This window comes from Actinomadura oligospora ATCC 43269 (assembly GCF_000518265.1).
GTDB lineage: Bacteria > Actinomycetota > Actinomycetes > Streptosporangiales > Streptosporangiaceae > Spirillospora > Spirillospora oligospora.
The window spans coordinates 236,826-253,938 of sequence record NZ_JADG01000008.1 but is presented as its reverse complement, the minus strand read 5'-3'; the positions used below and the strand labels follow the sequence as shown (position 1 = coordinate 253,938).

Here is a 17,113-nt window from a genome sequence, read left to right as displayed (position 1 = left end):
CGGTAGCTCCCGCCACTTCCGCCGCGTTCCGGAGTCCGGTCCTACGCACACGCACTCACCTGCCCGTTCGTAGGTCGTGTCGGTGGGCGGACTGTCCGTTCGGTGCGTCCTCCCAGACCTATGACGCGGAAGCGGTTTAGTCATGACGCGGTTTGCGGAATCATTCCCGGCGACGTTTCGTGGTCAAGCCATCACTCACAGCTCCCTCGGGAGGGACGGCCGCGCGGCGTTCCGTCCCCGGCTTCTTCGGTGGACGCTCCCTGCCCTTGCCACGACCTGGAGGACCCGTGAGCGAAACCGCGTTCGAGGCTGCTCCGGCCGGTGACGGTACCGAGGCCAGCGACGCGGCGCTCATCTCACGGATCCGCGAAGGCGACCTCACGGCGTACGGCGAACTGTACGAACGGCACGTGGGCACCGCGCGTGGGCTGGCGCACCACCTGGTCGGTGGGGACGCGGCGGAGGATGCGGTTCAGGACGCGTTCGCAAAGATCCTGGACGCGCTGCAACGCGGCGGCGGTCCGCAGGCGGGGTTCCGGCCGTACCTGCTGACGTCGGTCCGGCGGACCGTGTACGACCGCTACCGGGGCGAGAAGCGACTGCACAGCACCGACCAGATCGAGCAGTTCGACCCCGGCGCGCCCTTCGTGGATCCGGCGGTGGAGGGCCTGGAGCGCTCGATGATCGTGCGCGCGTTCCGAACGCTGCCGGAACGCTGGCAGGCCGTCCTGTGGCACACCGAAGTGGAAGGCGCGAAGCCCGCCGAGGTGGCGCCCTTCCTCGGGCTAACGGCCAACGGAGTCGCGGCGCTCGCCTACCGCGCACGTGAAGGACTACGTCAGGCCTACCTGCAAATGCACTTGGCGACCTCGTACGGCGCGGCAGCAGATCCGGAGGCCGAAGAGGCCGCTGCGGTTCCTCCGGCCGATGCGAGTTCCGCCGAGGAGTCGGCTCCTGCGCGCGCGAAGCCTCGAAGCGGTGTCGCCTTCACAGGCGGTGTCCCGTCCCCGCCCTCTGCCGCGCTACCTGCGGCAGCGACCATGGCGTTCGCGAACACACCAGTCGTTGTCGACGAGAAGTGCCGTCCCGTCTTGGAGATGTTGGGCGCGCACGTGCGCGGGGGGCTCGCCAAGCGGGACAGCCAGCGCGTCAAAGCACACCTGGACGACTGCGAACCATGCAAAGCGCTTTACGCCGAACTTGCCGACATCAACACCGCACTACGCGAGGCCCTCGGTCCGCTCGTGCTCGGCGGCGCTGTCACCGCATACCTGGCAGCGGCCAAGGGCGGTGCTGTCGGAGGCGGTCTCTGGACGTGGTTCCGCCATCTGCCCAAGCGGCAGCAGCAAGCGCTGAGTGCGGGCGGCACCGCTGCGGTCATAGCGGCGGCGGTCGCGCTCGCTATGAACCTGGCGTCGAACAATCAGCCTCTTACGCACCCGCACAAGCCGCCGTTGGCCGTCCCGCATGCCGTTCCAGCTCCCGCCCAACCGAAACCACCTGCCGCAAAGCCGAAGCCCAAGCTCCCGCCGCAGGCGCCCAAGCCCGTCCCCAAGGCGAAGCCCAAGAAGAAGCAGCAGTCCAAGCCGAAAGCTCCCGTGCCCGCTATGCCAGCGGTGCCAGCGAAGCTGGACGTCAACATCGGCCCAGTAGGCGCACTCTTGCACAACCAGCCCGGCATCGTCGGAATGACCGTGCACAACGCCGGCGGTCAGACGGATGACCTGCTCGCGGACGTCAAGCTTCCCCCTGACGTCTCCTATGCGGGTGCGGCCAGCGGACGACACGGTGTCCTGTTCAAGCCGCTCGTGCCCGCAGGGGACGACTGGTCGTGCCGCCCCATTCAGGCCCCGGCCGCCAGCGTTCGCTGCACGCACGCTGCGCTGCCCAACGGTCAGAGCACCTCGGCCTATCTACGCGTCCAAGTCGGGGAGTCGGCGCCTGTTGGACGGCCTCCGACGGTCACTCTCCACTCGGGAAAGCAGAAGGTCGCGGCACAGGCGTCCTGGGGCGTGGTCAAGGGCGGCCTGCCGGCACGGTTCGCGACGGACGGCAAAGCCAGCGTCATGTCCATAGGCAACTCCCTAATGAGTTGCGACGAGACCCAGCAGAGCTGCAAGCAGGCACTCGGCCGCCAAGGCGAGGAGCAGGACGACGACTTCTGGAACATGCAGCCAGTGGATCGGGATAACGACCCATCCACCAAGGCGTCCAGCGCAGCACGCCTGGCCCTTCCCAAGGCCTCATCCGTTCTGTGGGCCGGCTTGTACTGGTCAGGGGTGGCGAAGGGCGCGGACACGGGGGCTGTCACCGCGCGCGTCCGCCCGCCAAGCGGCAAGTACGAGCCGGTGCGTCCGAGTGATGTGCAGAATGGCCGCCTCCCCGACTTCACCGCCTACCAGGCGTTCGCGGACGTCACGAACCTCGTGCGCGCGCACGGGAGCGGCGAGTGGTGGGGAGCGGACGTCCCGACCGTTCCCGGAGTCTCGCATTACGCCGGTTGGAGTCTGGTCGTCGTTGTTAGGGATCCGGCTGCTCCGCTTCAGCAGGTCGCCGTTCTGGACGGCCCGCGCGCGCTGAGTCCCCAGGGCGACCGCAGCACGACCATCCCGCTTAGCGGACTCATCCCCGCAGCGCGTCCCGCGCACATCGGGCTTGTCGGCTGGGAGGGCGACTCCGGGCTTAAAGGCGATCGACTTCTCCTGGACGGACGTCCACTCACACCCATCACAGGCACCCGCTCAACGGACAACGTGTTCGACAACTCCTCCCTAGGTGCGGTCGGGCGGCAGCTGACGTTCGGCACGGACGTGGATGACTTCACCGCCGTCCTCGGGCGACGCTCCACGCTCTCTATGGAGACTCAGGACGACGCCTTGCTCCTTGGTGTCGTCACAGTGAACGCGCCGATGCGGAGCTGAACAGTGAACGCGTCTATGCGGAGCTGAGTTCCGGCCCGACAACAAGCCTTCACCTAGGCTTCTGACGTGCTCAAACCACGGACGCACCATGCGCTGGTCATGAGCCCAGAGGACGACTCGCCCGCATTGAACCGTGCGCCGGGAGTTTCCGTAAAGATCATGGACGAAGCATTAGGGACCGACCGGAACGGCTGGTAGCGTCCGCGCAGGAGTTGCCCGTCCGACGGACGGGCCGCGCGCCGGAGCACGGGCGTCAGGGGGCTCGCGCACGGCGTACTGTCGTGAAAGAGTGTCGAATCGCCGTATTGGCCTACCGGTCTTACGGGCTTCACTACGCTAAGAACGCCCGGGGTCTTCGACCGGCCCACGTCCGAGAGCCAGGAGGGCGGGCCCGATGAGGGTGACCCTTGCCGACCTCGCCGCCGGGTGGGAGCCGCATGAGGTCCCGTGTTGACGAAAGGCGGAGCCGCATGGATCGCTGTGCGCTGTTCGTAGACGCCGGCTACCTGCTGGCGGACGGCGCCATGGCGGTGCACGGCACACGCCATCGCGAGGCCGTCTCCTGGGACTTCGGCGGCCTGCTGCAACTGCTTGGCAACCTCGCGCGCGAGCGCACGAGCCTGCCCATGCTGCGCTGCTACTGGTACGAGGCGACGGTCGAGGGGCGCCGCGCGCCCGAGCACGAGGCGCTCGCCGACCTGCCCGGCCTCAAGCTGCGGCTCGGCCGCATCCGTCCGGGCCGCCGCGAGGGCGTCGACACCGAGATCCATCGCGACCTGATGGCGCTCGCGCGCAACGGCGCGCTCGCCGACGCCGTCGTCGTGAGCGGCGACGAGGATCTCGCCCAGGTCGTCGCGGACGCGCAGGACCTCGGCGTACGCGTGACCGTGGTGCACGTCGCCGTCGACGGCAACTGGACGATCTCGCGCGTGCTCAGGCAGGAGTGCGACGACCTCATCGAGATCGGCTCCGGCCACCTGCGCCCGTACGTGAACCTGCTGACCGGCGTGGACGGCGCGAGCGGCACAGGCACCTCCACGACCACGCCCGGTCCTCTGTCGAACGGGCACGGCAACGGTAACGGCGGCGTCGGCACCGGAACACTCAGCCCGCTCCAGTCCAGCACGCACAGCAGTCCGCCGCCGTCGTCCCCGATCACCCCCGCGCCCGCGAGTGCATCCGGTTCGACCGGGCTCGGCAGCAGCTTCGGGTCCGGGACGCCGAGCCTCGGCGCCGGCACTCCCCCGCCGCTCAGCGCGGGGGGCCTCGGCGCGGGCGGTCTCGGTTCGGCCGGGCTCGGCTCGTCCGTGCCCGGGCTCGGTTCGTCCGCCTCCGGGCTCGGTTCGCCCCCGTCCGGCATCAGCGCGCTGGAAGCCCTCGGGACGAGCGGCATCGGCTTGTCCGGCACCTCGGGCTCGCCGACCGGCACCCCCTCGCCCCTGCACGCGGCGCCCACGCCCGGGCCGTCCGCGACCAAGTCACCCTCGTCGACGCCGCCGCCGTCCACCGGCCCGCACTACAGCTCCTCGCCCATGTCGCCGCCCTCGACGCCGCCGCCGTCCATGCCGTCCCAGCCGCACGGCCCGTACACCGGTCCGCAGCAGATCGCGCCGCTGCCCGTCCCCGCGCAGAGCGCGCCGAGCCTCTCGGACGCGGTGAAGGCCGCCCATCAGGAGGGCCAGGACTTCGGCGAGTCCGTCGCCCGCGACGCGCCCGCGCTGTGGCTCGAGGCCGTCCTCGCGCGTAAGCCGCGCATGCCCTCCGACCTGGAGGCCCGCCTACTCCAGGGCTCGTCGCTCCCCATCGACTTCCTGCTACACGACGAGGTCAGGCACGCCCTCCGCCGCGGTTTCTGGGACGCGCTGGAGCGCTCACGCCGCTGATCGGCGAAACGCCCGTTCCGGACACCGCCCGGGTGCTCTTACCGCCCGTGGGGGTGACCGTCACCGCGCGGGTTCGACCCGCCTTGCCCGCGTTCACACCGCCGATGACCTGCGGGAAACGCGAATTCATCAGCGATCATCCGAGATTCGCCCGCTTCGGGCGTGCGGCGCCGGGTAGCGTTGAGGCGTGACGCATGTGACGGAAGACGATCTCGACGATCTGGAGTTCGACACGCTGCGCACGGGCGATCACATCGCGGCGGCGCGGCGGCTGGCCGAGCTCGCCGACGCCGTGTCGGGCGGGGTGTCGCGCGCCAACGTGCTGCTGCGCGCGGGCGAGCAGTGGCAGCACGCCGGCGAGCACGACCGCGCCGCCCAGTTCTACCGCCGCGCGGTGGAGGACGGCGGCGAGACCTACGGCGACCCGCGCGCGTATCTGGCCGACGCCCTGTTCGAGCTGGGACACGTCGCCGAGGCGCGCGCCCTGGTGAGCGACATCCGTGCGGACGAGCCGCGTGACCCCGAGGTGTACCGCGCCGTCTCCGAGACGCTCTACGCGCACGGCGACGTCCTGGGCGCGCACGAGTGGTCGACGAACGGCGTGGACATCGTGCTCGTGCTGCGTGACCGTGCCGCGGGGAGGATCCCTGTGAGGCCCGGCGGTGAGGCGGTCGATCCCGACGACGCCGCCCTCGCCGAGGACAGCCTGGAGGCGTTGCTCCGGCTCCGCTATCGCGCGCGCATGGACCTCGGCCGCCCCGAGGACGACTACGACGCGATGCTCGACGACCTGCTCAAGAACGCCGACACCTGACCTTCATCTCTCCTCATCAACCCATCTGATCTGCGAAAACAGGGCCGCACGGCACAGTCGTGCGGTTCTGTCGGCGGTTCTGTCAGAGGGTGGCGATAAGTTCACTGAGGGTTTGGGCGACGGCTGCGGGCGGCTCGTGCTGGACGACCGTCCAGCCGCGCAGCGACGCCTCGCGGACGGCCTGGTCGCGCGAGTCCGCGCCGTCCTGGGGTGGGGTGGCGGTGCGGTCGGCGTGGGTGCGCAGGTAGCCGCACGGCGCGTCGGGCCAGTCGGCGGGCACCGGTGCCGGTGGCCCGGCCACGGGCACCCGTGCCGGTGGCTCGGCCTGCCCGGGCGGCGCGCTGTTCCTGTGGGGCGCGTGGCCGTTCATGTGGACGTGCGGGTGCGCTTCCCCGGGCCCGTGCGCGTTGACGGGGGCGCCGGCCTGTGCGGACGGCAGGGCGGGTTCCGTGGCGTGTGAGTGGTCCTGGAAGGCCCGGGCGGCGCGAGGAAGGGAGGCGTCCACGAAGACGTAGCCACCGACTGGACGGTGCGCCGCGCGCTGTGCCGTGGCGATGGCCGGGAGGAGCGGTCCCGCCGAGCCGTGGCCCACGAGGACGAGCGGGACGTCCGGGGCGGTCGCGGCGATGATGAGGGAGGCGCGGGCGACGTAGCGCACGCCGTCGAGATCGGGGATGTCCGGGGTCACGACGTCGAGGCCGTACGAACGCAGCATCTCCGGCAGGTCGCCCCAGGCGTCGGCGCCGGTGTGCGGAGTGTGCAGCAGGACGAGGGTTCCGGGCGTCACGTCTGCCTCATCCTGACTCCGTGTGAACCGTGCCTGACCTGGTGCGCCATGCACCCGGCCGCGCGTCACGCGCCTGGCTCCGAGTGGACCGTGAAAGCGATCGGGCCGCGTTTCCGTCCTCGGGTTCGGCGAGCGGTGCGCGGCGGCCGTCGGCTGCCCACCGTACACGCCCGGGCCGTCCGCGCGCCGCGCGCAACGGCGCTCCCTCCGCGATCTTCCAACCACCCGAATCCGCTCGGCTCGGGCTCGGTGCGCGGCCCGGTGCGGTGCGGTGCCCAGGGCGGTGCGCGGTGCGGGGCCCAGGGCGCGGTGTGGGGCCCAGGGCGCGGTGCGGGGCCCGGGCGCGGGGCCGACGCTTGGCGCTTGGCGATGTGGCGCGGCGTCGCTGGTCTGGGGCGCGTCCTGGAAGCCGTGGATCCGTCGAGCGCTTGGGATGGAGCTTCCGTGATGTTCCGGTCAGGTCGCGAAGCGGTCTGCGAGGGCGTGGGCGTGGCCGCGTTTCACGACCAGTTCGGCGGTGTGCAGGTTGCGGATGTCGCGGAGCGGGTCGTCCGCCAGGACGAGCAGGTTGGCGAGCTTTCCGGGCTCCACAGTGCCCATCTCGTGTTCGGCGGCCAGGGCACGCGCGCCCACGAGGGTCGCCGAACGGATCGCTTCCAGAGGCGTGAATCCACAACGTTCGACTAGGAAGGCCACCTCGTCCAGGACGGGCGGGTACGCGCGCTCAGGATCGGGGTCGCTGTCAGTGCCCGTCGACACGTCCACGCCTGCGCGATGCGCCTGTGCCGTGAGGACGGCGGCAAGCTTCCCTGAGGGAGACTCCGCGTCCCACATGCTGCCGGTCGCGTCCAGGACGGTTCCTCGTGCGCGCATGTCGGCGAACACCGCCGCCACGGCCGGATGGGAGCCCTCAAGAAAGCGCGTGTGGTCGATCGGGGGTTTGTCGGCGTAGGTCGTGAGCGGTCGCGACGGCTCCTGGAACGCCATCATCGTGACGTGCGAGACCGTGTCGACGCCCGCGCGGACGACCTGGGCGGGCGTGGCCGGGAAGACGGCCGCGTGCGCCCAGACCCGCAGGCCCTGCCGGTGCGCCTCGGCGGTCAGCGCCGCGACGGTCCCGCCCGGCAGGTCGGCGTAGATCTTGATCGCGGTGGCGTGGGTGCCGCGCGCCAGCGCGACCGCGAGCCGCAGGTCGGTGTCCGGCGTGATCGCCTGCATCCAGGGCACGGCTCCCGGCGTCTCACCCTGGCTGACCTGCGCCGTCCGGGGATCGTCGAAGAAGGACGGCCCGGCCGTCAGCGCCGCGTACCGGACGTCCGGCGCGGCGACCTCGCCGACGCGGGCGGCGCGCGCGAGGTCGGCGATCTGGCGCAGATCGTCGGCCATGATCCGGATCGCGGTGACCCCGCCGCGCAGGTCGCGGCGCAGCGTCGCCTCGGCGAGCGGCCGGTCCGGCGGCGTCGCGAGGTGCTGGTGGGTGTCGACCAGGCCGGGCAGGACGAACCGTCCGCCGAGGTCGACGACCCGCGCACCGTCCGCGACCCGCTGGGACGCGTCCGGAGCCACCTCGGTGATCTGCTCGCCGGACACCACCACGCTCGTCCCCGGACGGGCCGGTGACCCCGTCCCGTCCACAAGGACTCCGCCTCGGTACACGACGGTCTCGGCCGGGGGCGGCGGGGCGTGCGGCGTCGGGGCGCCGGGCGGGGTGACACTCACCTCACCATCATGGACTGGCAGGTCGAGAACCGGCTTCGGAGCCCCGACGGGCCGTCCGGTGCGTCCGGGGCAATAAAGTGCTCACCGTGAGCGATCGTGATGACCTGCTGGAAGAGATCAAGGCCAAGGCCGTCGTGCACGGCGACTTCGTGCTGTCGTCCGGACGGCGCGCGTCCTGGTACGTGGACCTGCGCCGGGTCACCCTGGACGGCGCCGTCGCGCCGCTGGTCGGCCGGGTGATGCTGGACGCCACGTCCGACCTGGACTACGACGCCGTCGGCGGGCTCACGCTGGGCGCCGACCCGGTCGCGGCCGCGATGCTGCACGCCGCCGCCGCGCGGGGCCGCAAGCTGGACGCCTTCGTCGTCCGGAAGGCCGACAAGCAGCACGGGCTGCAGCGCCGCATCGAGGGCCCGGACGTCGCCGGACGCCGCGTCCTGGCGGTCGAGGACACCTCCACCACCGGCGGCTCGGTCATGACCGCGGTCGAGGCCCTGCGTGCGGCGGGAGCGGAGGTCGTCGCCGTCGCCACGATCCTGGAGCGCGGCGCGGCCGACCGGATCGCCGCCGAGGGCCTGGAGTACCGCCACCCCTACGCCGTCCCCGACCTCGGCCTCGACTGACCCGACGGAAGTGGTGGCGGGTGATCGGCGGGCGGCCGGTCACCCGTCCGTCAGCACTTGTCGACGAACCAGGTGCCCCGCTGGCCGCTCGGCTTCCGCGGCTGGACCTTGCCGCAGATGGTGACCTGGACGGCGCCGCCGTCCGAGGCGACCACGTTCAGCGGCGCGTCCTCGATCCTGCGGCCCTCGCCGGGATTGAGCTGGCCCTGGGCCAGCACATGGTTGGAGCCCGCGACCGTCACCAGGACGTTGGTCGCGGAGGACCCGACCACCTTGATCACCAGCGGGGTCGAGGCGCTCGCCTTCTGCCCGCCCGAATGTTGCCTGCCGCCGGACGCCGAGGCACGGGCGGACTGCTGGGGTTTGGTGTCGTCCCCCGTGTTCACCGCGTTGAACAGCGCGATGCCGCCGACGACGAGCAGCGCGACGACGGCCACCACGGCCAAGGCCGCGAGGGCAATGCGCGCTAGACCACGAGGGTCCGACCGATGACGTCCCACATGCGGAGGTTAGCGATAACTGTCGCCGCTGAGCGACGGGCGTGACTGTTCAGGGCCATTCTTGTTCGGACCGTTGCCCGGGCCGCCGCGGTGCTTACCCTTCTGAGGGCGCCCGCCGCCCGGCTGTTCGGCCGGTGCGCCACCGCCGTGACCAGCGCCATAGCCGCCCACGCCGTAACCGGCGTCCTGGCCGCCGCCGTAACCGGCCCCCTGGGCGCCGCCATAGCCGCCGCCCTGATTTCCATAGCCGGCCTGACCAGGAACCTGGTTTCCGTAGCCGCCCTGACCGGGAGCCTGGTTCTCATAGCCAGCCTGGCCGGGGGTCTGGTTTCCGTAGCCGCCGCCCTGCGGACCGGCCTGGCCGCCGTAACCGCCTTGGCCGCCCTGACCGCCCTGGCCGTCGTAGCCGCCCTGCTGGCCGCCGTAACCGCCACCGCCCTGGTAGCCGCCGCCCTGACCGCCCTGGTAGCCGCCATAACCGCCCGGCTGGCCCGAACCCTGGCCATAGCCCCCGCCGGCCTGGGGAGCGCCCTGGGGAGCTCCGTAGCCGCCGCCCTGGCCACCGCCGCCGAAGCCGCCGTCGTGGCCTCCGCCGTAGCCGAAGCCGCCGTTCCCGCCGTCCTGGTCGCCGCCGCTACCGGCGTCGCCGCTCTCGGTCTTGGCCTTGCCACGGCCCCTGATGACCTCGCGGGCGACCGGGACCATCGACACGATGACGGCCAGCAACACCACCGGCAGGACGTACTTGTCGATGCCCTTGACCCGCGAGCCCAGGAAGTGGCCCGCGACGATGATCGACTCGGTCCACAGCACCGCGCCGACGGCGTTCCACAGGAAGAACGTGCGGGCGGGCATCTCCAGCGTCCCGGCGAGCGGGTTCAGGAACGTCCGGACGACCGGGATGAAGCGGGCCAGGACGACCGCCTTGGCCGGGCCGAACTTGTTGAAGTAGTACTCGGCCTTCTCCACGTGCTCCGGACGGATGATCCGGGAGTTCGGCCGGTCGAACAGCTTGCGGCCGTACCGCGCGCCGAGCCAGTGCCCGACCTGCGCGCCCGCGATCGCGCACAGCGGCGCGCCGACCATGAGCATCGGCAGGGACATCCGCGGGATGCCCGCGCCGTGCGCGGCGGTCGCCGTGCTGAAGAGCCCCGCCGCGAACAGCAGCGTGTCGCCGGGCAGGAAGAATCCCACCAGCAGGCCCGTCTCGGCGAAGATGACGGCGAAGATCCCGAACACCCCGAAGGTGGAGATCAGGGAGTTGGGATCGAGAGGATTCAGGGCGAGGTCCACGCGGCGAGCCTACCCGGACACCCCTGTAGGGCCGATGTAAAGCGAAATGCCGATCTTGACCGATTTGCCCTTGGGCTCCCCGGTCCGGCCCCCGGAGTGGCCCGATCGCCGGAATCCGAGATACTGGCCAGGTGGCGCCACCCCCGCGGGTCGGGCCAGGACCGAACACACGACAGCACACGGTGCCGCCGGGATCCGGCCGGAAAGGACGCTGAACCATGCCCATCGCCAGCCCCGAGGTCTACGCGGAGATGCTCGACCGCGCCAAGCGCGACGGCTTCGCCTACCCCGCGATCAACGTGACGTCCAGCCAGACGCTGAACGCCGCGCTGCGCGGTTTCGCGGAGGCCGAGAGCGACGGGATCGTCCAGGTCTCGACCGGTGGCGCGGAGTACCTGTCCGGTTCGACCGTGAAGGACATGGTGGTTGGCGCGACCGCGCTCGCCGAGTACGCGCGCGTGGTGGCCGACAAGTACCCGGTCAACATCGCGCTGCACACCGACCACTGCCCGAAGGACAAGCTGGACGGGTTCATGCGTCCGCTGGTCAAGATCTCCCAGGAGCGGGTGGCGCGCGGCCAGGAGCCGCTGTTCCAGTCGCACATGTGGGACGGCTCGGCCGTCCCGCTGGCCGAGAACCTCGAGATCGCGCAGGACCTGCTCGAGCAGTGCCGCCAGGCCCGCATCATCATGGAGATGGAGATCGGCGTGGTCGGCGGCGAGGAGGACGGCGTCGCCAACGAGATCAACGAGAAGCTGTACACCACGACCGACGACGCCATCGCGACCGCCGAGGCCGTCGGCCTGGGCGAGCAGGGCCGCTACATCCTCGCCGCGACCTTCGGCAACGTGCACGGCGTGTACAAGCCGGGCTCGGTGAAGCTGCGTCCCGAGGTGCTCAAGGAGATCCAGGACGCGGTCGGCGCCAAGTACGGCAAGCCGAGCCCGTTCGACCTGGTCTTCCACGGCGGCTCGGGCTCGTCGCTGGAGGAGATCCGCGAGGCGGTGTCCTACGGCGTGGTGAAGATGAACATCGACACCGACACCCAGTACGCGTTCACCCGTCCGGTGGCCGCGCACATGTTCAACCACTACGACGGCGTCCTGAAGGTGGACGGCGAGGTCGGCAACAAGAAGCAGTACGACCCGCGCTCCTGGGGCAAGGCCGCCGAGACGAACATGGCCGCCCGCGTCGTCACCGCCTGCGAGGACCTCCTCGCCGCAGGCAAGAAGATCAAGTAACACACACGCGTTCCCACAGACGGGGTCCGGCCGCTCCAAGCACCGGACCCCGTCCACGTTCCGGGCAGGCCCGTTCGACTTGTGGACGATCCGCTCGGCGGACAGGAGGGGCCGCTCGACTTTTCGGACGGTCCGCCCGGCGCATTCGTGCGGATCCGCCGGTTCGGGACCGTTCGGGTGACGGCGGGCCCGGATAGGCTCGGTTCGTGGCTCTCCCCCGCACGTACGAGGACCAGAACTGCTCGATCGCCCGCGCTCTGGAGATCGTCGGCGACCGGTGGACGCTGCTGGTGATCCGCAGCGCGTTCGAGGGCGTGCGCCGGTTCGACGACTTCCAGGAGGCCCTGGGAGTGGCGCGGAACGTCCTCACCGACCGGCTGTCCCGGTTGTGCGAGGAGGGACTGCTCCGACGCGTCCGCTACCAGGAGCGGCCGGAGCGGTACGAATACCGGCTGACCCGCAAGGGCGTCGAGCTCTGGCCCGCGATGATGACGCTGCTGCTGTGGGGCGACCGGCACTACGCACCGGACGGCCCACCCGCGCTGATCCTGCACGCAGGCTGCGGCGGGGCCCTGACCCCCCGAATGACCTGCGACACCTGCGGCAAGCCCCTGGACCCAACCGACATCGAATCCCGCCCCGGCCCCGGCGCCCCCTCCACCTGACCCCCTCCCAACCCGCACCCCCTCCGCCCCCACGCACCCAGTCGCCGCGCACACCACACCCGGCGTCCTCGCCCACTCGCGCAAGTCAGCCACCCCGCGCGCCTTGCCTGGTCCCCGCGCGTACCGGGCACCCGGCCAACACCCGCCCACCCGCGCGAGTCGGCCACCCCGCGCGCCCTCGCCTGGCCCACGCGCCCCGACTCGCCTTGCCCCACCCACGCACGTGGCCACCCACGCGAGTCGACTACCTCGCGTGCTCAGCCTGGCCCACGTGACCCGCTTGGCCCGCGCGGCCCGGCCCCATCCACGCACGTCGGCCGCCCCACGCGGCCCGCCTGGGCACCGCGTGCCCCAAGCACCCCCACCCGTGCGTGTCGGCCACCCGTCCGATCCGCCGGGCGCCGCGTGCGCCAGCGCGTCCCGGCCGACCTGCGCGAGTCAGCTGCCTCGTGCGGGCCGGCTGGTGTGGGCGGCTCGGCGGGCCTTGTCTGGACTGTGTGTTGTGCGGGCGGCGATCTGAGGGTTGCTTCACACAACTTTGTGTTGTGCAATGGGTTTTGTGACGCTACTCAATGAGGAGAGCCTCGCGGAGGTCCGGATTCGTCCCTTCGGGAGTGGTGATGAGGCGCGGCTGCATCGCATGTCCGGCGCGCTGTCCCAGGGGAGCCTGTACATGCGCTTCTTCTCAGGGACGCCGCGCGTTCCCGAGACGTACGTGGCGACGCTCGGACGGCTCGACCACTGGGACCGGGACGCACTGGTCGCGCTCTGCGGCGACACGATGGTCGGGATCGCCGAGTACGCGCGCCTGACGTCTCGTCCGGACGAGGCGGAGGTGGCCGTCCTGGTCGCGGACGCGTGGCAGCGGCACGGCCTCGGGGGCCTGCTCATGCGCCTGCTGTTGCCGCTGGCGGCCCGGCGCGGGGTGACCACGTTCCGCGCGGACGTCTACAGCACCAATGCGGGCGCGGTCGCGCTGATCCGGAACGCCTGGCCGACGGCCCGGGCCGTCCGGAGCGGGGAGACCTCCACCTTCCACCTGCCCGCAGCGTCACCGCATCCGCCCGCCGCCCTGCACCTGCCCACCAGCAGCCGTGCGCCCGCCGCCTTGCACTAGCCCCCCGCCAGCGGCCGCTCCTCCGCCGCCCCACACCCACCCCACCTGTAGCCGTTCGCCAGTCCCGCATCGCTCGCCAGCAACCGTTCCCTAGCCGCCTCACATCCGTCCACCAGCGGCCGTTCCCCTGCGACCTTGCATCGGCCCCGCCAGACCTCCGTCCGTTCGCGGCTTTGTATCTGCCTGGCAGCGGCTGCTCGCCCGCTGCCCTGCACCCGCCTATCAGCGGCTGTGCGCCTGTCGACTTGCCATCCGCCTGTCAGCAGCCGTTCGCCCGCCGCTTGTGTCTGCCCGGCAGCGGTCGTTCGCTCGCTGCCCTGTGCCTGCCTGTCAGCGGCGGTGCGTCTGTCGACTTGCGGCTGCCCGCAAGCAGCCGTTCGGCTGTCGTTTTGCGTCCGACCGTCAGGAGGTGCTCGTCCGTTGCCTGGTGGGGGTTCGGTGGGCGGGTTGCGGGTGGTTGGCGGTGGGGGTTCGTAGGTGGTGGGGTTGGGATCGGTGGGCGCGGGGTCACTTGCGTTTCGGGGGTGGTGGTTCCGGGCTCGACCGGAACCTCGACGGGAGGGTGACCCGGGTTGTTGGAGCGCGGGCGTTCCCACCTACGATGACCGGCATGACCCAGAACCTGCTCGGCGGGCCGCCACCGACCGAACTCCCGGACGTCCCCGAGGCGCGTGAGGCCCTGGAGAACGGCGTCGATCCGTTCGAGGTGGCCGCGCGCCACCCCGAGTACCCCGGCGCGTGGGCCGAGCTGGCCGACCGCGCGTTCGCGCGGGGCGGGGTGATCGACTCGTACGCGTTCGCGCGCACCGGGTACCATCGCGGCCTCGACGCGCTGCGCCGGGCGGGCTGGAAGGGCCAGGGCCCGATCCCCTGGGAGCACGTGCCGAACCGCGGGTTCCTGCGTTCCCTGCACGCTCTGGGCCGTGCCGCCGCCGCGATCGGCGAGGACGCCGAGGCGGAGCGCTGCCGTTCTTTCCTCCGCGACAGCAGCGAAACCGCCGCCCAGGCGCTCGCGGAGAACGCAAAGTAAATCCCGGTCAACCCCGTCCCACTGGGCTTTTCGGCCCCCTGGGACACGACGTGCGGTTTCTTCGACTCCCCGCTGCGGGTACGATTTGATCGCAAGAGGCCCCTTCGCGCTTGCGATCAGGGGCCTTCGTCGTGGGAAGGATAAGTGGCATGCCGGCCATCGTTCTTGTCGGAGCCCAGTGGGGAGATGAGGGCAAGGGCAAGGCCACCGACCTGCTGGGTGGCGACGTCGACTACGTCGTCCGCTACCAGGGTGGCAACAACGCCGGCCACACGGTGGTCATCGGCGACAAGAGCTACGCCCTGCACCTGCTCCCGTCCGGAATCCTGTCGGACGACGTGGTGCCCGTCATCGGCAACGGCGTGGTGATCGACCCGGCCGTGCTGCTCCAGGAGATCGACGGACTCGCCGACCGCGGCGTCTCCGCCGACCGGCTGCTGATCTCGGCGAACGCGCACCTGATCATGCCCCACCACCGGGCCCTCGACAAGGTCACCGAGCGGTACCTCGGCAAGGCCCGGATCGGCACCACGGGCCGCGGCATCGGCCCGGCCTACGCCGACAAGATCAACCGGATGGGCATCCGGGTCCAGGACCTGTTCGACCCGAACATCCTCACCCAGAAGCTCGACCTGTCGCTGCGCGAGAAGAACCAGGTCCTCACCAAGGTCTACAACCGGCGGCGGATCGAGACCGGCCCGATCGTCCAGGAGTACCTGGCCTACGGCGAGCGGCTGCGCCCGTACGTCACCGACACCACGCTGGTGCTGAACAAGGCGCTGGACGACGGCAAGGTCGTGCTGCTCGAGGGCGCGCAGGGCACACTGCTCGACATCGACCACGGCACCTACCCGTTCGTCACGTCCTCCAGCCCGACGGCGGGCGGCGCGTGCGCGGGCTCCGGGATCGGCCCCACGAAGATCACCAAGGTGATCGGCATCCTCAAGGCGTACACCACGCGCGTCGGCTCGGGCCCGTTCCCGACCGAGCTGCTGGACGAGTGGGGCGAGTTCCTCCGCACGACCGGCGGCGAGTACGGCGTGACCACCGGGCGCGACCGCCGCTGCGGCTGGTTCGACGCGGTGATCGCCCGCTACGCGACCCGGGTGAACGGCATCACCGACTACTTCCTCACCAAGCTGGACGTGCTGTCCGGCCTGGAGCGGATCCCGGTCTGCGTCGCCTACGAGATCGACGGCGAGCGCGTGGACGAGCTGCCCGCGAACCAGACCGACTTCCACCACGCCAAGCCCGTCCTGGAGTACTTCGAGGGCTGGCAGGAGGACATCACCGGCGCCACGTCCTTCGACGACCTGCCGAAGAACGCCCAGGCGTACGTCCGGGCGCTGGAGGAGATGTCCGGGGCGCAGATCTCCGCGATCGGCGTCGGCCCGGGCCGCGACCAGACCCTCCAGCTCCGCTCCCTGGTCTCCTGAGGCCGGGCGGCGCGAGCCTAAGGGCTTGGTGTCCCTAAACCCTTTCCGGGCGTCTCCGCGTGAGCGGGGGCGCCCGGGTGCGTTTCCGGCGACCCGGGACGCTCCTGGCGGCCCCAAGCCGTTCAACGGCATCTCACCGATCGTCCATCGCGGGATAGGGCCCGCCCGGTAGGTTTCGGGCGTGACGTATTTCGGCGGGACCGTGGAGATCCACGGTCACCGGGGCGCGCGCGGTCTGCGCCCGGAGAACACGCTGCCAGGGTTCGCGCACGCGCTGGAACTCGGCGTCCACGCGATCGAGTTCGACGTCGGCCTCACGTCCGACGGGGTGGTCGTCTGCAACCACGACCAGATGCTGTCGCCCGGCAACCTCGCCGACACCGCTCCGGCCCGGCCGGGCGACCCGCTGTTCCCCTACGTCGGCCGCGGGCTGCGTGAGCTGACGCTGGAGCAGGTCAGGACGGTCGACGCGGGCGTCCGCACCCCGCTGGCGTTCACCGCGACGCAGCGCGCCGTGCCCGGCACGCCGCTGCCGACGCTGGACGAGGCGTGCACGCTCCTCGGCGCCGTCCCGGACGTCGGGCTCGCGGTCGAGCTGAAGACCGACCCCGGCTGGACGGCCCGGGCGGTCGACCGCCTCACGGCCGCCGTGGCCGAGGTCCTGGACGCGCACGGCCTGACGTCCCGGTCGCGGCTGCTGGGGTTCGACTGGCGGGTGCTCGCCTCGGCCGCCCGGTTCGCCCCGGGCGCGGGACGGGTGGCGCTGGTCGAGCGGAAGACGCTGCTCCCCGGCACCGACTGGCTGGCGGGCCTGCCGCCGGAGGACCCGGTCGGCGTCGCCCTCGCCGCGGGCGCGACCGTCCTCTCCCCCGAGTACGACCTGGTCACTTCCGCGCTGGTCGAGGACGCGCAGGCGCTCGGCCTCCAGGTCACGACCTGGACCGTGAACGACCCGATCGACATGGGCCGCCTCACCGACCTCGGCGTGGACGCGATCGTCACCGACCACCCGGACCGGCTCCGCGCCGTCCTGCGCGCGCGGGGGCTTCCCGTCCCCGCGCCCGCGCTCCTGCCCGCCTGAACC

Annotated in this window: 14 protein-coding genes; 10 read left to right on the top strand and 4 right to left on the bottom strand. The window is 71.4% G+C overall.

Annotation, left to right across the window (positions count from 1 at the left end; genetic code table 11):
• The first annotated feature begins 287 nt into the window (after window positions 1-287).
• The 3 genes from P696_RS52370 (at window position 288) to P696_RS0113010 (ending at window position 5,618) form a co-directional block, all read left to right on the top strand.
• Window positions 288-2,921: a sigma-70 family RNA polymerase sigma factor gene (locus P696_RS52370; RefSeq protein ID WP_051467461.1), complete on the top strand. Its 2,634-nt coding sequence runs from the start codon at window positions 288-290 to the stop codon at window positions 2,919-2,921.
• A 470-nt stretch (window positions 2,922-3,391) separates the two neighbouring features.
• Window positions 3,392-4,804 (top strand): NYN domain-containing protein, encoded by a 1,413-nt coding sequence (locus tag P696_RS0113015; RefSeq protein ID WP_026412687.1) that lies wholly within the window; start codon window positions 3,392-3,394, stop codon window positions 4,802-4,804.
• Window positions 4,805-4,991: 187 nt separating this feature from the next.
• Window positions 4,992-5,618, top strand: a complete 627-nt coding sequence (locus tag P696_RS0113010; protein ID WP_026412686.1) for a tetratricopeptide repeat protein — start codon at window positions 4,992-4,994, stop codon at window positions 5,616-5,618.
• A gap of 82 nt (window positions 5,619-5,700) precedes the next feature.
• Here P696_RS0113010 and P696_RS0113005 read toward each other — a convergent pair whose 3' ends face one another.
• Window positions 5,701-6,405: a hypothetical protein gene (locus P696_RS0113005; RefSeq protein WP_026412685.1), complete on the bottom strand. Its 705-nt coding sequence runs from the start codon at window positions 6,403-6,405 to the stop codon at window positions 5,701-5,703.
• Between the two features lie 456 nt (window positions 6,406-6,861).
• On the bottom strand, window positions 6,862-8,124 hold the full coding sequence (locus P696_RS45135; protein ID WP_051467457.1) for an amidohydrolase family protein: 1,263 nt from the start codon (window positions 8,122-8,124) through the stop codon (window positions 6,862-6,864).
• A gap of 86 nt (window positions 8,125-8,210) precedes the next feature.
• Here P696_RS45135 and pyrE point away from each other — a divergent pair, with 86 nt between their 5' ends.
• On the top strand, window positions 8,211-8,747 hold the full coding sequence (gene pyrE / locus P696_RS0112995; protein ID WP_026412684.1) for an orotate phosphoribosyltransferase: 537 nt from the start codon (window positions 8,211-8,213) through the stop codon (window positions 8,745-8,747).
• Between the two features lie 50 nt (window positions 8,748-8,797).
• On the opposite strand, the gene P696_RS0112990 is transcribed toward pyrE, so the two are convergent.
• Together P696_RS0112990 and P696_RS57410 are read right to left on the bottom strand one after the other, a co-directional pair.
• On the bottom strand, window positions 8,798-9,187 hold the full coding sequence (locus tag P696_RS0112990) for a hypothetical protein (protein WP_051467568.1): 390 nt from the start codon (window positions 9,185-9,187) through the stop codon (window positions 8,798-8,800).
• Between the two features lie 69 nt (window positions 9,188-9,256).
• Window positions 9,257-10,540, bottom strand: coding sequence for a DedA family protein (locus tag P696_RS57410; RefSeq protein WP_064744009.1), 1,284 nt, complete (start codon window positions 10,538-10,540; stop codon window positions 9,257-9,259).
• Between the two features lie 218 nt (window positions 10,541-10,758).
• Here P696_RS57410 and fbaA point away from each other — a divergent pair, with 218 nt between their 5' ends.
• From fbaA to P696_RS0112955, 6 genes are all read left to right on the top strand, one after another.
• A complete protein-coding gene (gene fbaA / locus P696_RS0112980; RefSeq protein ID WP_026412682.1) occupies window positions 10,759-11,781 on the top strand; it encodes a class II fructose-bisphosphate aldolase in 1,023 nt (340 codons plus the stop codon).
• Between the two features lie 206 nt (window positions 11,782-11,987).
• Window positions 11,988-12,446 carry a winged helix-turn-helix transcriptional regulator gene (locus tag P696_RS0112975; protein WP_026412681.1) on the top strand — a complete coding sequence of 153 codons (459 nt, stop codon included), beginning with the start codon at window positions 11,988-11,990 and terminating at the stop codon, window positions 12,444-12,446.
• Between the two features lie 550 nt (window positions 12,447-12,996).
• Window positions 12,997-13,563 (top strand): GNAT family N-acetyltransferase, encoded by a 567-nt coding sequence (locus tag P696_RS45125; protein WP_084337375.1) that lies wholly within the window; start codon window positions 12,997-12,999, stop codon window positions 13,561-13,563.
• Between the two features lie 601 nt (window positions 13,564-14,164).
• Window positions 14,165-14,593, top strand: coding sequence for a DUF3151 domain-containing protein (locus P696_RS0112965; protein ID WP_026412680.1), 429 nt, complete (start codon window positions 14,165-14,167; stop codon window positions 14,591-14,593).
• Between the two features lie 149 nt (window positions 14,594-14,742).
• Window positions 14,743-16,029, top strand: a complete 1,287-nt coding sequence (locus tag P696_RS0112960) for an adenylosuccinate synthase (RefSeq protein ID WP_026412679.1) — start codon at window positions 14,743-14,745, stop codon at window positions 16,027-16,029.
• A gap of 181 nt (window positions 16,030-16,210) precedes the next feature.
• The gene (locus P696_RS0112955; protein WP_026412678.1) at window positions 16,211-17,110 is read left to right on the top strand and encodes a glycerophosphodiester phosphodiesterase family protein; all 900 of its coding nucleotides are present in this window, start codon (window positions 16,211-16,213) and stop codon (window positions 17,108-17,110) included.
• Window positions 17,111-17,113 lie beyond the last annotated feature (3 nt).